This window comes from Pseudomonas sp. FP1742 (genome assembly GCF_030687145.1).
Taxonomy (GTDB): domain Bacteria; phylum Pseudomonadota; class Gammaproteobacteria; order Pseudomonadales; family Pseudomonadaceae; genus Aquipseudomonas; species Aquipseudomonas frederiksbergensis_D.
In genome coordinates, this window is the sequence record NZ_CP117460.1 from 2,774,218 (window position 1) to 2,792,307 (window position 18,090).

General features: G+C 62.9%; 6 protein-coding genes. All 6 read left to right on the forward strand.

Annotated elements, in window-relative coordinates; all coding sequences use genetic code 11:
- Positions 1-48: 48 nt before the first annotated feature.
- The 6 genes from PSH64_RS12405 (at position 49) to PSH64_RS12430 (ending at position 18,075) form a co-directional block, all read left to right on the forward strand.
- Entirely contained in the window at positions 49-12,513 is a 12,465-nt protein-coding gene (locus tag PSH64_RS12405; RefSeq protein WP_305480807.1) for a filamentous haemagglutinin family protein, read from the forward strand.
- 329 nt (positions 12,514-12,842) lie between these two features.
- Positions 12,843-13,454 carry a transposase gene (locus PSH64_RS12410; protein ID WP_105342128.1) on the forward strand — a complete coding sequence of 204 codons (612 nt, stop codon included), beginning with the start codon at positions 12,843-12,845 and terminating at the stop codon, positions 13,452-13,454.
- Between the two features lie 53 nt (positions 13,455-13,507).
- On the forward strand, positions 13,508-15,103 hold the full coding sequence (locus tag PSH64_RS12415; RefSeq protein ID WP_305480808.1) for a ShlB/FhaC/HecB family hemolysin secretion/activation protein: 1,596 nt from the start codon (positions 13,508-13,510) through the stop codon (positions 15,101-15,103).
- Positions 15,104-15,122: 19 nt separating this feature from the next.
- Positions 15,123-16,931 (forward strand): DUF2341 domain-containing protein, encoded by a 1,809-nt coding sequence (locus PSH64_RS12420; protein WP_305480809.1) that lies wholly within the window; start codon positions 15,123-15,125, stop codon positions 16,929-16,931.
- Between the two features lie 11 nt (positions 16,932-16,942).
- Positions 16,943-17,368, forward strand: coding sequence for a biopolymer transporter ExbD (locus PSH64_RS12425; protein WP_105342120.1), 426 nt, complete (start codon positions 16,943-16,945; stop codon positions 17,366-17,368).
- Between the two features lie 2 nt (positions 17,369-17,370).
- Positions 17,371-18,075, forward strand: coding sequence for a TonB C-terminal domain-containing protein (locus PSH64_RS12430; protein ID WP_305480810.1), 705 nt, complete (start codon positions 17,371-17,373; stop codon positions 18,073-18,075).
- Positions 18,076-18,090: the final 15 nt, after the last annotated feature.

Here is an 18,090-nt window from a genome sequence, read left to right on the forward strand (position 1 = left end):
GATAGCACGGCGTTGCAGACCTTCTGCAAATCGAAAGGATGAGTAGTGATGCTGCGCTGCAAACCTCTGGCAAAACCGAATGCCCCGCGTCGTGATGGCGAGCTGTCGATACTGCGGCTCAAGCCGTTGGCCCAGGCCATTGCGTTGTTGATGGTTGCCGGCAATGCCCACGCGGCGACCGCATTCAGTTCCAGCTGGTTTGCCGCCAAGGGCGCGGCGCAGTCTGCCGGCGCGGCACGGCCAGGGGCGACAGTGCCAGGCATGCCACCACCGCTGGCGCAGCAGCAAAAAGCCAATCAACAATTGCAGCGTTCACTGACCAACCTCAACAACACCGTGGCCGCGATTGCCGCGCAGCAAGCCGCGCAAGCGGCGGGGCGGCAGGCTGCGTTCGGTCGAGTGCAGACTGTGCCGGATGGTTTGGGCGAGGGCGGTTTGAAAGTCGACAACAGCCTGACCCAGGGCTGGGCCAATGCCCAGGCACCCGAGCAAACCCAGGCCGATGGCAAGACCACGGTGAAGATTCAGCAGACCGCCGACAAGGCGATTCTCAACTGGGAAACCTTCAACGTCGGGCGCAACACCACCGTGGACTTCAAGCAGCAATCGAACTGGGCGGTGCTTAACCGCATCAACGACCCGAGTGCGCGCCCCAGTCAGATCCAGGGTCAGATCAAGGGCGACGGCACGGTGATGCTGATCAACCGCAACGGCATCGTGTTCAGCGGCACCAGCCAGGTCAACGTGCGCAACCTGGTAGCCGCCGCCGCGACGATCACCGACGAACAGTTCAGCCAGCGCGGCCTGTATGTGGACGCCACCGGCAGTCAGCCGACCTTCGCCGATGCCGCCGGCAAAGTGCTGGTGGAGCGCGGTGCCTTGATCGAAACCCACAAGGCGGCATCGTCCACCGATGCGGGTGGTTATGCGTTGCTGTTCGGCAGCGAAGTGGAGAACGCCGGTTCCATCGTCACCGCCAAAGGTCAGACCACGTTGGCCGCCGGCGACAGCTTTTACATTCGTCGCGGTGTCGGCACCAGTGGCAACCAACGCTCCACCACCCGTGGCAATGAAGTAGCCACCGCGCTCAAAACCGGCAGCAGCGCCGGTACGGTGATCAACAACGGCCTGATTCAAGCGTCTACCGGCGACATCACCCTGACCGGGCATCAAGTGCAGCAAAACGCCGTGGCCGTGGCCAGCACCTCGGTCGATATTCGTGGCACCGTGCACCTGCTCAACTCGGCCACCGACACCACCGGCAGTGTGACGCTCGGCCAGGGCAGCACCACGGCGATCCTGCTCGATGCCGCCGGTGGCTCGGCGCTGGACAGCCAGCGCAATGCGGCGCTGGCGGGGCTCGACGGATTGTCGAACACGCTCAATACCGGGCGTTTCAACAACCTCAGCGCCGTGGCCGACCGCACCGACCAGTCGCGGGTCGAGATCGTCAGTGGCGGCAGTGTCGATTTCCAGAATGGATCGATCACCTTGGCCACTGGCGGCCAGGTCGCGGTCAGTGCCGGGGTTCGCAGCCTGGTGCGAGAGGGCGCGGCGATCGACGTGTCCGGTGCCATCGGCGTCAAGGTGGCGATGGAATCCAACAGCATCAAGGTCAACGTTCAGGGCAACGAGCAGCGCGATGCCCCAGTCAACCGCGATGGCGGCAAACTGAGCAACAGTGACGTCTGGGTCGATTTGCGCGAGCTGGTACGCGTAGCGGCCGGTACCAACGGCTACGCCACCGATCGCTGGTACACCGCCGGTGGTTTGCTGGAAGTGGGTGGTTACCTTGGCACGCAAAATCACAGCGTCGGCGAATGGATGGCCCAGGGCGGCACCTTGACCTTCACCGGCAATGACGTGGTGACCCAGCAGAACGCGCAGCTCAATCTGTCGGGCGGCACGCTGGATGTGCAGAGCGGTTATGTGCGCCAGTCCTGGCTCAAGGGCCCTAATGGCCGTTTGTATGAGTTGTCGCGCGCACCGGGGGACATTCTCTATTCCGGGCTCTACAACGGTTACGAAGAGCACAGTGAGCGCTGGGGGCAGACCTCTTATTACTACAGCCCGCTGATCGCTCCCAAGCAACGCTTCGAGGATGGTTACACCGTGGGCCGCGATGCCGGCAAACTGGTGATCGCCACCACCAGCGCGGTGCTCGAGGGGCAGATTGTCGGTGAAGTGTTCAAGGGCGAGCGCCAAACGCAAGCACCGATTTCCGGTCTCGACGGCTACCGGCAATCGCAAACCGCCGTGGCGCGAAGGGCGCAGCTGTTGGTCGGCAACTACACGCCGATTTACGACACCGCCACGGGCTCGCTCAACAGTGGCCTGAACTCGACGCTCAATCAGGTGCTCATTGGCGATGTCGAGCAGAAGATCGCCGCCGGCCTTGACCTGACCTCGGCGGTGGCCAGCGACCGGCAGGGCAAACTGCAACTGGACGGCGATCAACTCAGTGGTTTCCAGCTCGGCGCGGTGAAAGTCGCGGCCCGGCAACAGGTTCAGGTCGATAGCGCACTGACCGTGGCTGATGGCGGCGAGATCACTTTGTACGCCCCGCAAGTCACGGCCAACGCTGACCTCACCGCCCGTGGTGGCAGCATTCGTCTGGGTAACGTACTCAAACAGGTCAATATCAACAGCAACTTCGTGGTGGGCGATGTAATCCTGGCACCCACCAGTGGTTTCAAGGCTCAGGTAACGGTGGCCGATGGCGTGCGGCTGAACACCGCCGGCCTGTGGAGCAATCTATTGCTCGATGCCGACGACAACAGTCGTTTGCCGTACCTCAACGGCGGCACGGTGTCGTTGCGCAGCAGCGGGGATATCGATTTGCAGGCGGGCAGCCTGATCGATGCGTCCTCCGGCGGCGCGGTGATGGCTGACGGCAAGACCCGCGGCGGCAAGGGCGGTGACCTGACCCTGGCGGCGGGTGACAGCAGCACATCAGGGGCTGGTGCATTGACGCTCGGGGCCGAGTTGCGCGGTGAAGGCGTGACAGGTGGCGGCACCTTGAAAATCCAGGCCCACAAGGTGCAGATCGGCGAGGCGGCCGTCACGCCCGGGAGCGACACGCTGCACTTGGCCGCCGACTTTTTCAACAAGGGTTTTTCGGCCTACGACATCACCGGCAATGAAGGCTTGATCGTCGCGGACGGCGCCCAAGTGGAGGTGACCGCGCCAGCTTATCGCTTCGGCGAAGACGCCGCTCGGACGGCCACTGGCGCGGAACCGGCGACGGCGCTGGAGCGTTGGCTGCCGACCCTGTATCAAGAAAATCCGCTCAAAGGTGTGTTGACCCAACGTAAAGGCGCCAGCCTGAGCTTGAATGCCGGCACCGCACAATCCACGCCTGCCGATATGGCCACTACCGCGTTGACCCTCGGTCAAGGCTCGGTGATCAGCGTTGATCCTGGCCAGTCAATCAACCTGCGCAGCATCGGCCAACTGACCGCCAAGGGTACGTTGAATGCCTGGGGTGGGCAGGTCTCGCTGGGCGGGCTGAATGTCAGCGGGCAGGCGGCCGAGAATCTCAACGCCATCGGCCATGGCCGTTCCATCTGGCTCGGTGAACAGGCATTGATCGATGTCGCGGCCCGCGCGGCGACGGCGGTTGATGCCCGTGGCCAGACCTATGGGCAGGTGCGCAATGGCGGCCAGATCGTGATCGGTGGCCAGATCGACAGCAAAACCGGGATGGCGACGGCGTCCGACCTGTTTGTGGTATTGCGCGAAGGCTCACGCCTGGAAGCCTCCGGCGCCCGCGCGCTGCTGGACATTCCCGGCCAGGGCAAAACCTGGGTGGCAAGTAATGGCGGCAGTATTTCTCTGGGCTCCAATAATGGCTTGTACCTGGACGGTAGCTTCAACGCCAAGGCCGGCGGCGCGGGCGCGGCGGGTGGCAGTTTGTCGGTCGTGCTGGAGACGCCTTATTACCCGAACGCCACTGTCACGGATCGAGTGTTGCAGGTCCGTGAGTTGATTCTCAGCCAGACGCATTTACCTGGCACCTTGAATGGCTCACCTGAAGAGAATGCCGGTTCGCTGGTCTACGGTCGCGGCCAACTGGGTGTTGATCAAATACAGGCCGGCGGTTTCGACACCGTGGCGCTGCTCAGCAATGGCTTGCTGAGTGTGGCCGGCGATGTGTCGCTGACCACCGGCCAAAGCCTGAGCCTGTATTCACGTGGCATTGGTCTGGCCAAGGGCGCCGCCGCCAATACCCGGGTTGAGCTGAACGCGCCACATGTACTGTTGGCGGGGATACTGACCCCGGATGACCCAAACAAGACTGTTTACGTCCGACCGGTGCTCGACGCCACTGTGTCCACGGCGAACAACCAGGCGCTGTTCGCGGTCAATGCCGATCTGCTGGATGTTCAAGGCAGCGTGCGCTTTAGCAGCAAAGGTACGTTCAAGCGCGCCGAAGAGTCCACCGTCACCGTCGAGCGTGAGGGCTTCGATCAGATCGAGCTGAACAGCCGAGGCGATCTGCGCTTTCTCGCTGGCATTGGTGGACAGGGAATGCCGGACGGCATTACCACGCAATTGATCACCCCAGGCGATATGACCTTGCGCGCTGCCCAGTTATACCCGGCCACCGGGGTCGGCGCGCGGGTGCTGGCGGGTTATGGCTGGGGGTATGACGCGGGACCAGGGGTGCCGCTATACGACCCGACGCGAACACTGGCCATTGGTCGCACAGTCAGCGGGACACCTGATGTACCGTATTCGGCGTTCGGTCGATTGCAACTCGGCGCAGCCAGGATCGAACAAGGTGGTGTCGTGCGGGCACCGTTGGGACTTCTTGAAATCGGCACCGCGGCCTCGCCGGGCCTCACGGCCAAGGTCGAATTGCTCCCCGGCAGCCTGACGTCCGTCAGCGGCCAAGGCTTGATGTTGCCCTATGGCGGTACCGTCGATGGCCAGACCTACAGCTATGCGGGCAAAAACGTGGTGCTGATAGGTCAAGGGAGCGTGCGCAGTCAGTCCGGTGATCTGACCATCGGGGTGAACCTGGGTGGTCAGTCCATCACGGCACAGGAAGGGGCCGTTCTCGACCTGTCTGGTGGTGGCGATCTGCTGGGGACCGGGTTTGTCTCCGGTCGTGGCGGTTCGACCGACGCCCGTTACAACCCGCTGGTGCAAATCGGCGCCAATGGTGGTTTTACCTTGCCGGGGCTGGCCAGCAACCCGGTGTATGCCATCGTTCCGGGCAAGCAGAGCGGTTATGCACCCGTGGCGCCCGAAGGCGGTGCGGTGGACCCGATGATCGGGCGACAGGTGACGATTGGTGCCGGTGTGCCAGGGCTGGCGGCGGGGACCTACACGCTGATGCCGTCCACCTATGCCATGTTGCCGGGGGCGTTCCGGGTCGAGGTCAACGGCCTGGCGGGGCTGGGCAGCGTCGCCGCTGCGCAACGGATGCGCAACGGCTCGTGGACCACCGCCGGCACGCTGTCGGTGGCCAACACCGGGCTGCATGACAGCATCGCCAGCCAGTTGATCCTGACCTCCGGTGACGTGTTGCGCCGTTACTCGCAATATAACGAAACCAGCTACGCCCAATTTGTACTGGCCGATGCTGCTCGTCTGGGCGTGCCGCGAGCGATGCTGCCGGTGGATGCGAAAACGCTCAAGTTGACAATGTTCAAGGGCGCCAAAGAAAAAGCGTTTTCGTTTAATGGCATCGGCAGATTCGACGCAGCTGCGGGCGGGTATGGCGGTACCGTCGTGGCGTTGTCGACGCAGTACAACGCAGACATCGAAATCGTTGGGGCGGGCCAACAGGCCACCCCGGGGTTTGACGGCGTCACACTCCAGGCTGACAGTCTGGATGCCTTGCAAGCGAAGCGGATGATCATCGGTCGCTTGCCAGTCGTGGAATACGGCCAGGGGGGTAACTACATCAAGTTTTCTTACGCTGGCAGCGCTTCGGACATCTCCGTGCGCAGCGGTGCGAACCTTTGGGCTCCGGAAGTCTTCCTGGTGTCGGAGACAGGCAATCTGGTGGTGGAACAGGGGGCGTCAATTAACACCATTGGCCGGGGCGCGGTGGCGTTTGACGCCGGTGATGGCTTCATTTACCAGGCGAGCAACCTGCTAGTGGTCTCCAATGGCTTGAGCAACGTGCAATATGTTCGCACTAGCAGCGAGACGAAGAGTGGCTCGATCAGCGTGGGCGGATGCCTCAGCACGTTGTGCACCGGCCAGGCACAGCTTTATTCGCAAGGCAGCATCGTCGCGGCGACGGGCCAATCCCTGGAACTGGACGATCAGGTGCGTTACGGCACACGTCACCTGACCCTGGCCCTGGCCAACATTAACGTCGGCAGCAGCCAGGCATTGACCGATGCAGCGGCGCGTAATGTGTTGCCGACCGGCTTGAGCCTGAGCCAGCCGGTGCTCGAGCGCTTGTTGCAAGGCGACACCGAATATGGCGCTCCGGCGCTGGAAACCCTGGAGCTGGCCGCCCTTGATGCAATGAACTTCTATGGCAGCGCCAGCCTCGACACCTACGACGCCCAGACCGGTCGTTCGCGATTGAGCAACCTGATGCTCACCACGCCGGCCATGTATGGCGCCGGCGGCGCGAACGATGTGGCGACCATTCACACGTCCAATCTGATCTGGAATGGTGCCCAAGGTGCCCCCGGTGCAGTGACCGCCGACGGTGCCGGCACCGGCAGCGGGCGTCTGGACATTCTGGCCGAGCGCATCGAATTCGGTTATGGCGACTATGCGCAACCCAATTCTGTCGCCAGCCTGGACCGTCTGGCGCTGGGCTTTGCCAACGTCACCCTGAGCGCCAGCGAGCGCATCACCGCCAATCACAAAGGCAGTCTTGCGGTGTACCAGAGCCAGGGTGCTTTCGACGCGCAGAAGGGTTTCAGTTACAGCGGCGGCAACCTGAACATCGTCACGTCGTTGATGACCGGTGAAGCTGGTTCGATCAACCGCATCACTGCCGGTGGCGCCATTGACGTTAGCGGCACGGCCAACGCCGCAGCCAGCGCTGTCGGCCTCGGTGCTGAACTGTCACTGAATGGCAGCCGCATCAATCTGGCGAGTGCGGTGGTATTGCCCAGCGGCAAGCTGACCCTCAACGCCATCAACGACTTGACGCTGACGGATGGCGCGCTGATCGACGTGGCCGGGCGTGCCATTAGCTTCAATGATCTGACGAAATACAGCAGCGGCGGTGAAGTTATTCTGCAGAGCCGTAACGGCAACATTCTTCAGAGCGCCGGCTCGCGGATCGATCTGTCGGCGCGCAACAACCGCGCCGGTCAACTCAGTGCCGTGGCATTGGGCTCGGCGGCCGGAATGGTCGACTTGCAAGGCAGCATTTTGGGTAGCAGCAGTGGTGACTACGACGCCGGTGGCACCTACATGCCGTATCTGGCCGGTGAGGTCGAAATCCAGGCTCAGCGCTTGGGCGGCAATGGTCATTTGAGTGAGCAGTTCGCGGCGCTCAACCAGCGTTTGAATCAGGGCGAAGTGTTCGGCTCGCGCAGCTTCCAGCTCAAGCAAGGCGACCTGGCCATTGGTAACGACCTCAAGGCGTCGAATATCACGGTGTCGCTGGATAACGGCAGCCTGTGGGTCAACGGCACGGTGGACGCCAGTGGCGAGCGGGTCGGCAGCATTCGCCTGTCGGCGAAAAACAACCTGACCCTGGGCAGTAGCGCATTGCTCGATGCCCATGGCAGCCGCCTGCGGGTGGACAGCTACGGCAAGATCATCGACTCGCCGAACCGGGCGATGATCGACCTGACCTCCCGGGAGGGCGTATTGACCCTGGCCAGCGGAGCGCGCATCGATCTGCGTCACGGCACGGACGTGGCCTTCGGCAGTCTGCCGGGGCAAAACGATGGCCGCGCGCGCGGCACCCTGGAGCTCAACGCCCGGCGCATGGGGCTCAGTGCTCCCGATCCGGTCTACGGTGACATCGCCATTGATGCCAGCGGCAATCTGGATATCCAGGGCGCGCGTTCCATCGCCGTGAACGCCATTTGGCAGTACGACGATGCGCCGTTGGGCACTGACCCAGCGGCCAGCGGCCGACCGTATCAAGTGATCGATCAGGGTTATCTGGACGGCAAGCATCAACAGAGCATCCAGTTCATCAACGCCGCGCTGGCCAACAACGACTTGATGCAGCGCAAACTGGCGGGGCTGAATAACGCCCGTTATGCCGACGTCTTCCATCTGCGACCCGGTGTCGAGATTGTCAGTGCCACCGCCGATGGCGATCTGGTGGTGCAGGGTGATCTGGACCTGTCGGGTTATCGCTACGCCAGCCTCAACCCGCATACGCAAAAAACAAGCGTCTACGGCTCCGGCGAGGCCGGTAGCCTGATATTGCGTGCTGGCGGCGACCTGAATATCTACGGCAGCATCAACGACGGCTTCGCGCCGCCACCGGACACCCAGGACGACAAGGGCTGGGTACTGTTGCCGGGGATCGATTTCACCGGTGGCGATATCGTCGTGCCGGGCGCGGGCGTTACCCTGGCCGACGGCACCACGTTCCCGGCCGGGACGACTTTGAACTACGACGTACCGCTCAAAGGCGTGACGGTGGTCGCCGGCACTCGCTTACCGATGGCCGTGACCCTCGCTCAGCCACTGGTACTGCCGGCGGGCACCGTTCTGGCGGCCGACGTGCGCGATAACGTGGGCAACCTGTTGTTCGCCGCCGGTACCTTGTTGCAGCAAAACGTGACCCTGGCCGCCGATTCTCAACTGGGCGCCGGGAGCCTGTTGACCAGCGCCGCGTCCTTGCAAAACTTTATCTGGCCCAAGGGGGTACCGTTGCCGAGCGTCGCGGGGGCGATGAATGCTCAGACCAATGTGTTGAATCTCGTCGGCAATCTGGCGCTGGCCCGTGGCGCGCTGATTCCGTCCGGCACCGATGTGAAACTGCCTGCCGGGGTGGATTCGGTGCAGTTGCGGCCGGAAATCGCGGGCCGACAGGGGCGCAACTGGGCCATCGCGCCGATGCTGGCCGAAGGTTCGCAATCCTGGTCTTTGCGTCTGATGGCCGGGGCTGATACCGAGGCCGCAGACAGTCGTATCGTGCAACCGCTGCCGGCCAGAGGTGACCTGCACCTGGCCGACAGTCACTATGGCATGTATGGCAAGGCGGGCGGCCTGGTGTGGACCGAGTCGGGGGCGACCGACATCATGGGTGATCCCAGTTTGGTGGGCCAGCCGATTGACTTCGACGCCATCGGCTATCCCGAGCTATGCACTGACTATCCGACAGCCTGCCAGGCCGGCGGTCAGCCTGAGTACCAGCCCGGCAGTCAGCGCTGGAGCGTGATTCGCACCGGCGCGGCGGACCTTGAGTTGCTGGCGGCAGGCGATCTGAAAATGGATTCGCTGTACGGTGTCTATACCGCTGGTACCTCGGCGAGCGCCACCTACGCCAATGATCCCTATAACCAGCCTAGGGCGCGGGGGACCGATGACAAGGTGCTCACGGACGCGTTCGGTGAAAACGAAAAATTGGTGGATGGCGGCACCAGCAGTCTCTATCGCGCCTGGTACCCGGACTTTGGCGGCAACCTGACGCTGAAGGTCGGCGGCAACCTGACTGGCAACAGTATGGATGTAGCGACCAGTCGCGTTGGACGCCCCAACCCAGGTGATTGGGGTTATGACACGGTCAATGTCGGCAACTGGTTATGGCGCCAGGGCAATGGTGACGTTGCGACCGGTGGTGCGGCGCAGCCGACTGCCTGGTGGATCAACTTCGGCAGTTACACCCCCGGCGCACAGGCCGGAAAGGCCGATCTGATGGTCGGTTTCACCGGCTTCGGTACCCTGGGTGGTGGTGACCTGAACGTACAGGTAGGGGGCGATGCCGGGGTGTTGAATACCTTGGCCGGAAACGCCTTTCAAAATATCAACCCACGTAGCCAGGGGCTGGTACTGGCAGTGGGCAGCACCGGGCGTGTGGGCGCCGATGGCAGCGTGCAACTGACCGGCGGTGGCGACCTTGACCTGCGCGTCAGCGGCGCAATCAATCCGGCCAGCACCATCGTCGACGGGCATCTCAATGGTGCCGTGATCGACCTGCGCGGTCATGCTCAACTCGACAGTGGGACGCTGGGCAGTCTCAACCTTCTTTACGGTAATACGCTCGACTCCCAATCCCCAGGAGAAACCCGTGCCTATGACCTGTTCCGCGCGACCCGTGGTAAAGCGTCCGGCGGGCTGACATTGATGCCCGGCGATGCCACGTTTGCGCTGTCGACGCTGGGTGATCTGGTGGTCCAGGATGTCGCGGACCCTGGACGCGCGCCGCTGATGAGCGGCTCGGCGTTTACCACGGGCGCGGGCGTCCGGGCTGTGGGACGCAGCTGGTTCACGCTATGGACCGATCACACGGCCATTGATCTGTTCTCATTGGGTGGCAATCTGACGCCTTACACCCAAGGTACGGAGACGGACCTGGCGATGGTTTATCCGTCCATTCTGCGAGCCGTTGCGGCCAGTGGCAGTCTTTACTATGGGGAGGCTAGCAGGTCAGGCACTGGTAACGGTGTCAGTAGGCAGCGCCCTGCGTTGGTCCTCGCGCCTTCGGCGAGTGGGGAACTGCAGTTCCTGGCCGGTGATTCCATCTATGGTGGAGATCTGACCGTCAGCCAATCGAGTGCGTCCTCCAGTGCAATGGCGACACCTCAACGACCGGCATTTGTGGCAACTGTCTCTACAGGAACAGTCGGCAGCAATCTGTCCGAAACGGGCAACCGTGCCCGCGTCGGCAGTGCTACTGACATCTTCCCGCTGTTTGCCTTTGGTCCGGAGAGTGCCGCCGGCGATGGGTATGCTAACGACAACCCTGCACGTTTTTACGCCGTGAACGGCGATTTGCTGGCGGTCAGCAGCGGTCGGGCGATTACCTTCACCACAACCACTGATTCTCGCTTTGGACAAACCTGGTACGAGGGCGGCGGGCCGGTCTGGATGATGGCCGGGCGAGACATTGTCAGCAGCGGTACCGGCCTCAGTGGTGGTGTGGGTGGTGATACAACCTTGGCGTATACCCACGCAGGCAACCTGTTCGTCCACAACAACCCGAATGACATCTCCATCGCCTCCGCCGGACGCGACATCCTCTACAGCAACTTCAACGTCGCCGGTCCCGGCCTGCTGGAGATCACCGCCGGGCGCAATCTGCTGATGGAAGACAAGGTCAGCGTGACCAGCATCGGTGCCGTGGTGCCGGGGGATTCCAGGGCCGGGGCGAGCATTGTGATGCAGGCTGGGGTTGGTGCCGGCGGACCTGACTACGATCGCTTCATCACCCCCTATCTGTCGGCCGCGAACCTGGCTCAAACCGGCCTTGGGCTGGCCAGTCAGAACGGTAAAGTCGCCAAGACCTACGAAACCGAACTGGCCGGCTGGCTGGCCGCTCGTTATGGCTTCAGCGGAACTGCGGAACAGGCGCGCAGCTTCTATGCCGCCTTGCCGGCCGAGCAGCGCCGGGTGTTCGCCCGTGAGGTGTACTTCGCCGAACTCAAGGCCGCCGGCCGCGAGTACAACGAAGAGGGTGGCTTGCGTCAGGGCAGCTATGTGCGTGGTCGCGAGACGATTGCGGCGTTGTTCCCCGACAAAGACGTGGCAGGGAATTCGATCAACTACAAGGGCGATATCACGATGTACGGCGGCGCCGGTGTGCACACCGATTTTGGTGGTGGCATCCAGATGCTGACGCCGGGCGGTGGCCAGATCTTCGGCATCGAAGGCACGGCGCCGCCCTCCACGGCGGGCGTCATTACCCAAGGGAAGGGCGATATCGAGCTGTACGCCAAAGGCAGCATCTTGCTCGGCCAGAGCCGGATCATGACTACGTTTGGTGGCTCGATCATGGGCTGGTCCGCTGAAGGTGACATCAACGCCGGTCGCGGTTCGAAAACCACCGTGGTCTACACGCCACCCAAACGTCTGTACGACACCTGGGGCAACGTGACCCTGTCGCCATCGGTGCCGAGTACCGGTGCGGGGATCGCCACGTTGAACCCGATTCCCGAGGTGGCGCCGGGTGACATCGACCTGATCGCGCCCCTGGGCACCATCGATGCCGGCGAGGCGGGGATTCGGGTGTCGGGCAACGTCAACATCGCGGCGTTGACCGTGGTGAACGCGGCGAACATCCAGACCCAAGGCAAGTCGACCGGAGTGCCGATGACCGCTTCGGTGAACACCGGGGCGATTACGTCGGCCAGTTCCGCGGCGTCGTCGGCCACGCAGGCGGCGGAGGATGTGGCGCGTCAGCAGCAGGCGGCGGCACGGCAGAATCAGGCGTCGGTGTTCACCGTGCAGGTGTTGAGCTTCGGCTCCGAGCAATTGGCACCGACCCGCGATGGCGCGAGTCGGGCGCCGGAGGCCGGGTACAACCCGAACAGTCCGGTGCAGGTGCTGGGGGCCGGAACCCTGGATGAATCGGCCCGGCAGCGCCTGACCGAAGAGGAGCGGGGCAGCCTCACGTTATAGAACTCTCGTTGCAAGTTTGGGCGACCTTTGGGTCGCCTTTTTTTTGCAAATCTGGTGGATGTACACAGTCCAACTGTGGGAGCGGGCTTGCTCGCGAAGGCGTCCTGTCAGCAGATAAGTACTTGGCTGACACTCCGCTTTCGCAAGCAAGCCCGCTCCCACATTTTATGGGTGTACACAGAAAATCCCGCGCAATTCCCATCTGCGGAATGAAGCTTTTGTGACAAAAGTTCGGTAGCACATCGCCATTCCGGTCATGCCTATGTGACGTGCTTGAGGGGGTCGAAAGACCACTTTTCCAGCCGAGGGCGGGAGCCGGGAGTGAGGCAATGGGGACTATGGAACGCTACTCGAAAGTGGGCATGCAAGAACTCGATCAGCGCCTGTCGAAGATCGTCGAAGCCGCGCGCAAGAAGCCGGTTTCGGTCTATCGCTACGGCGCGCCGTGGGTCTGGATCGTGTCCCAGGATGACTGGCAGGGCGCCTTGAAAGAAGTGTCCAGCTACATCCCTCCAGGCCATTCACTGGTGTTGCTGCGCCCACAAATCGACGACCTGCTCGAAGAGCACCGCGACATCCTGCACGGCCTCAATGCCGAGCCCGGCATGCTCATCGCCCCGCAAACGGTCATGCACATCCTGCTGCTGCAGTTGCTCTATTCGGTGCCCAGCGAGCAGCAGCTCTACGAACAGCTCAATTACAACCTGCTGTTCCGCTGGTTCGTCGGCCTGGACCTGAACCAGAAGGTCTGGAGCTTCAACGTCTTGAGCCGCGACATCGCCACGCTGCTGAACAACCCGCGGGCGGTGCAGTTGATCCAGAAAATCATTGGCGAAGTGTTCTGCGGTGCCTTGCTGCAAATGCCCGAGTTCTCCTTGAACTTCGCGCTGCTGCACACCTGGCTGGGCAAACACGCCGCGACATCGACAGCAAGCAATTGAGTGGGCCGAGCGCTGGGCAAACAGCGACGGTCATTACGAATTCAGGGGGTGGTGTGGAGCATCTTTTCAAGTCACGGCTGGCGCTGTGGGGCTGGCTGCTGGTGGCGGCCGGCGTGCAGCCGGTATCAGCCGAAGAGGCCGCCAGTGCGGCGCCGGCAAAGTTGGTCGATGTGAATGAATACTTCGTGCGCGGCAACACCGTGCTCGACGCTCGGGCGATCGAGGAAGCGGTGTACCCGTTCCTCGGTCCGCAAAAGACCCTGAACGATATCGAAGGCGCCCGCGAAGCCCTGCAGAAGGTTTATCAGGCCCGTGGTTATCAATCGGTGTTCGTCGAGTTGCCGGAGCAGAAGGTCGAGGACGGCATTGTTTATCTGCAGGTCAGCGAAACCAAAGTCGGCCGGGTGCGGGTAGTCGGCGCCAAGCACTATTCGCCCGTGGACATCCGCGAAGACGTGCCGGCCCTGAAAGAAGGCGAGGTGCCGGACTTCAGCAAGGTCCAGGGCGAGCTGGCGCAACTCAACAAGACCCCGGGCCGGCAGGTGATGCCGCTGGTGCGTGAAGGGCAGCGCCCCGGCACCATGGACGTGGACTTGCAGGTCGAGGACCAGAATCCGTGGCAGGCCAGCGTCGGGCTGAACAACGATTACAGCGCCGACACCGAGAAACTGCGCGCCGTCACCAGCCTGGGTTACAACAACCTGTGGCAACTGGGTCACAGCATTTCCCTGACCTATTTCACCGCGCCCCAGGACACCGACAACGCCAAGGTCTGGTCCGGTTCCTACACCGCGCCGTTGAACGAGCGCTGGAGTGTGCAACTGTCCGGTTATCAATCCGACAGTAACGTCGCGACCATCGGTGGCAGCAACGTGTTGGGCAAGGGCCACTCCTACGGGATCTCGGCGATTTACACGCTGCCGTCCAGCGGCAACTGGTCCAACTCGTTGTCGGCCGGCATCGACTTCAAGGACTTCGACGAGCGCCTGACCCTGGCCGGCGAGAGCGACAAGGTGCCGCTGCAATACGCACCGTTCACCTTCGCCTACAACGGCTTTCGTTACACCGAAAACTCACAACTGGGCCTCGGCCTGAGTCTGGTGGCCGGTACTCGCAGCCTGTTCGGTTACGGCAGCTCCGACGAAGACTTCGACTACAAACGCTACCGCGCCAGCCCCAGCTTCGCCGTGCTCAAGGGCGACAGCAACTACACCTTTACCTTCGGCAATGACTGGCAGACCGCGACCAAAGCCGCGTTCCAGCTGGCGTCCGGGCCGCTGGTTTCCAACGAGCAATTCTCGGCCGGCGGCGCGACTTCGGTGCGCGGTTATCTGGCCGCCGAGCGCACCGGTGACGACGGTTTCCTGTTGTCCCAGGAGCTGCGCACGCCATCCCTGGCCAAGCACCTGGGCACTTACGTCCAGGAATGGCGCTTCTACGCCTTCGCCGAAGGCGCCCAGTTGTACCTGCGTGACGAGCTCCCCGACCAGGACGCCGATTACGCCCTGGCCAGTGTCGGCCTGGGCACCCGCGCGAGCTTGAGCAAATGGCTGTCCGGCAGCCTGGATTGGGGCTATCCGCTGCTCGAAGGGCCGAACACCTCGAAACAGGAATCGCGCCTGCACTTCAACCTGCAAGCGACGTTCTGAACCTACGGAGTAATTTTTCATGCAGCGCTTATTCATCGCTTTCCTGATCTGCCTGGGCTTCGTGCTCCCGGCCACCGCCCAGGCCTGGTGGCAGGACGACTGGCATTACCGCAAACAGATTTCGGTGGACACCACGCCCCAGGGCGCGGCGATCAACGAGACGTTGGGCCGCACGGCATTGCTGGTGCGCCTGCACACCGGCAATTTCACCTTCGATGGCGTCAAGGAGGACGGTTCGGACCTGCGCTTCGTCGCCGCCGATGACAAAACCGTGCTCAACCACCAGATCGAAAGCTTCGACCCGCTGATGGGCATGGCGCTGATCTGGGTCGATGTACCTGTTATTTCGGGTGGTCAGCGCCAGGACATCTGGATGTATTACGGCAACCCGAAAGCCCCGGCCACTGGTAACGGTCAGTTGACCTTCGACCCGAACTTCACCGCGCTCTATCACTTCGACGGCGCCAACGGTACGCCGGCCAAGGACACCACCGCCTACGGCAACACCGCGCAAAGCGCGACCGGCGCGAGCATCGACGGCGTGATGGGGCGAGCGTTGCAGTTCAGTGGCCAGCCGTTGCTGCTGCCGGCCAGCCCGTCGCTGCAACACAACGCCGGCAGCGCGTTCACCTTCAGCGCCTGGTTGCGTGTGGATCAGGCCAATGGCGAGCAGTTGCTGCTGGCAAGGCGCGAAGGGGTGAACAGCCTGTTGCTGGGGCTGAACCAGGGCATGCCATTCGTGGAGATCGACGGCCAGCGCGCCGCGTCTACCCAGCCGTTGAACCCAGGCCAATGGCAGCATCTGGCGCTGACCGCCGAGGGCGGTAAAGTCTCGCTGTATGTCAACGGGCGTGAAACCGCGAGCCTTGCCGTAGCGATGCCGGCGTTCAATTCCGTCATGGCCATCGGTGCCGATCTGCCGAGCACAACACCCGCCACTTATCAGCCGTTCACCGGCGCCATTGATGAGCTGCGCCTGTCCAAGGTTGCCCGACCTGCCGCGCAGTTGCTGGCAGACGCCAACTCCCAGGGCGCCGAGTCGAAACTGGTGGCTTACGGCGTCGATGAAGAACAGTCGGGCTATGGCTTCGGCAGCCTCGGCTTCCTGCTCAACGCCGTGCCGGCGGACGCCTGGGTGATCATCGCGGTGCTGGTGCTGATGATGTTCCAGTCGTGGGTCATCATGATCCGCAAGAACCGCATGGTCAGCCGCGTCAGCGCCGCCAACGAAGCGTTCCGCGAACAGTTCGCCAAGGTCGGTACGCGTCTGGAGATGTTCGCCGACGATCAGGACCTCGCCCAGCGTTTGCAGCACTCGTCGCTGTGGCGCTTGTATCAGGTGGCGGTGAAGGAAATTCGCACCCGCCGCGAGCAGGGCGCCGACACCTCGTCAGTCTCGGCCGCGACCATCGAAGCGATTCGCTGCTCGATGGATGGCGTGCGCACCCGCGAAAACCAGGCGCTCAGTTCAAAACTCTCAACGCTGTCCAACGCCATCGCCGGCGGCCCGTACATCGGTCTGCTCGGCACGGTGCTGGGGATCATGGTGGTGTTCCTCGGCACGGCCATGGCCGGTGACGTCAACATCAACGCCATCGCCCCGGGCATGGCCGCCGCCTTGCTGGCCACCGCCATGGGCCTGTTCGTCGCGATCCCGGCGCTGTTTGGCTACAACCGGCTGATCACCCGCAACAAGGAAGTCAGCGCCGACATGCGGGTGTTCGTCGATGAATTCATCACCCGTCTGGCGGAGATGCATGGCGAAAGCCAGTTCAGCGAATCGGCCCATCGCCGCGACCATCACCCCCATTCGTCTGTACCGGCCTGAGGAGCACCGACATGGCTTCCGTAAATGCCTCCCACGACGATGACGAAGATGCAGCGGTGGACAGCATCAACATCACGCCCCTGGTGGACGTGCTGATGGTGGTGCTGGTGATGTTCATCCTCACCGCCACCGCGCAGGTTTCCGGCATCCAGATCAACCTGCCCAAGGCCAGTGCCTCGGTGTCGCTGTCCGAAGCCAAGACCAAGGCGATTTCGGTCAACGACGGCGGCCAGGTGTTCCTCGATGCCTACCCGGTGACCCTGGCGGAACTCGAAGACCGCTTGCGCATCGAGAAGGCGCAGAACCCTGACTTCCCGGTGATCGTGCGCGGTGACGCCACGGTGCAGTACCAGAAAGTCATCGAGGTGCTGGACCTGTTGCGCCGGCTCGAACTGTCCCAGGTCGGTCTCGTCACCGGCAAACCGACCCAGGGCTGACCATGACCGCACAACAACCCTTCAAGCCGTTGCCGGTCAAGCCGTCACCCGTGCGCTTTGCGAAGTGGGGCGCGGGGCTGCTGCTGGCCGGTGTGGCCGCGTGGTTTCTCTGGCAGTGGGCCAACGACATGAGCGGCGTGCGTCGGGAAGCACCGAAAGTGCCGACGATTATTCCGTTGCCGCCACCGCCACCTCCGCCGCCGGAAAAACCACCGGAGCCGCAACCCCCCGTGGAAGAAAAAATGGTCGAGCCTGAACCGGCGCCGGAACCGCAGGAGGTCAAGCCCGAAGAAGAGGCGCCGCCATCGCCCGTCGATGACCTCGCCAACCCGATGCAAATGGACGGCGACGCCCAGTCCGGCAAAGACGCCTTCAACATTGGCGCCGGCAAGGGTGGCGGCATGGCCGGTGCCGGAGGCGGGCGTGTGGGCAACGGCACGTACAGCCAGTTTTTGGCGTTCACCTTCCAGCGCTTGCTGCGGGAAAACCCGGACCTGCGCAACCTGGCTTTTTCGCTGCAGACCGATGTCTGGCTGAGCGGCGTGGGCGAGATCACCCGGGTCGAGCTGGTGAAGTCCAGCGGCAACCCGGACGTCGACGCTCAGGTGCTCGCTGCATTGCGTGGCGCACCGCATTTAACCGAACGGCCACCGGCCTCCATGACTTTGCCTGTGCGCTTGTCCCTGCAAGGGCGGCGTCCGGGTTAACCGAACATTTTCAGG

Bases quoted from the DNA above. Each gene is read 5' to 3' on its own strand.
- PSH64_RS12405 (WP_305480807.1), top strand. From the start codon at position 49: ATGCTGCGCTGCAAACCTCTGGCAAAACCGAATGCCCCGCGTCGTGAT.
- PSH64_RS12410 (WP_105342128.1), top strand. From the start codon at position 12,843: ATGGGGACTATGGAACGCTACTCGAAAGTGGGCATGCAAGAACTCGAT.
- PSH64_RS12420 (WP_305480809.1), top strand. From the start codon at position 15,123: ATGCAGCGCTTATTCATCGCTTTCCTGATCTGCCTGGGCTTCGTGCTC.
- PSH64_RS12430 (WP_305480810.1), top strand. From the start codon at position 17,371: ATGACCGCACAACAACCCTTCAAGCCGTTGCCGGTCAAGCCGTCACCC.
- PSH64_RS12425 (WP_105342120.1), top strand. From the start codon at position 16,943: ATGGCTTCCGTAAATGCCTCCCACGACGATGACGAAGATGCAGCGGTG.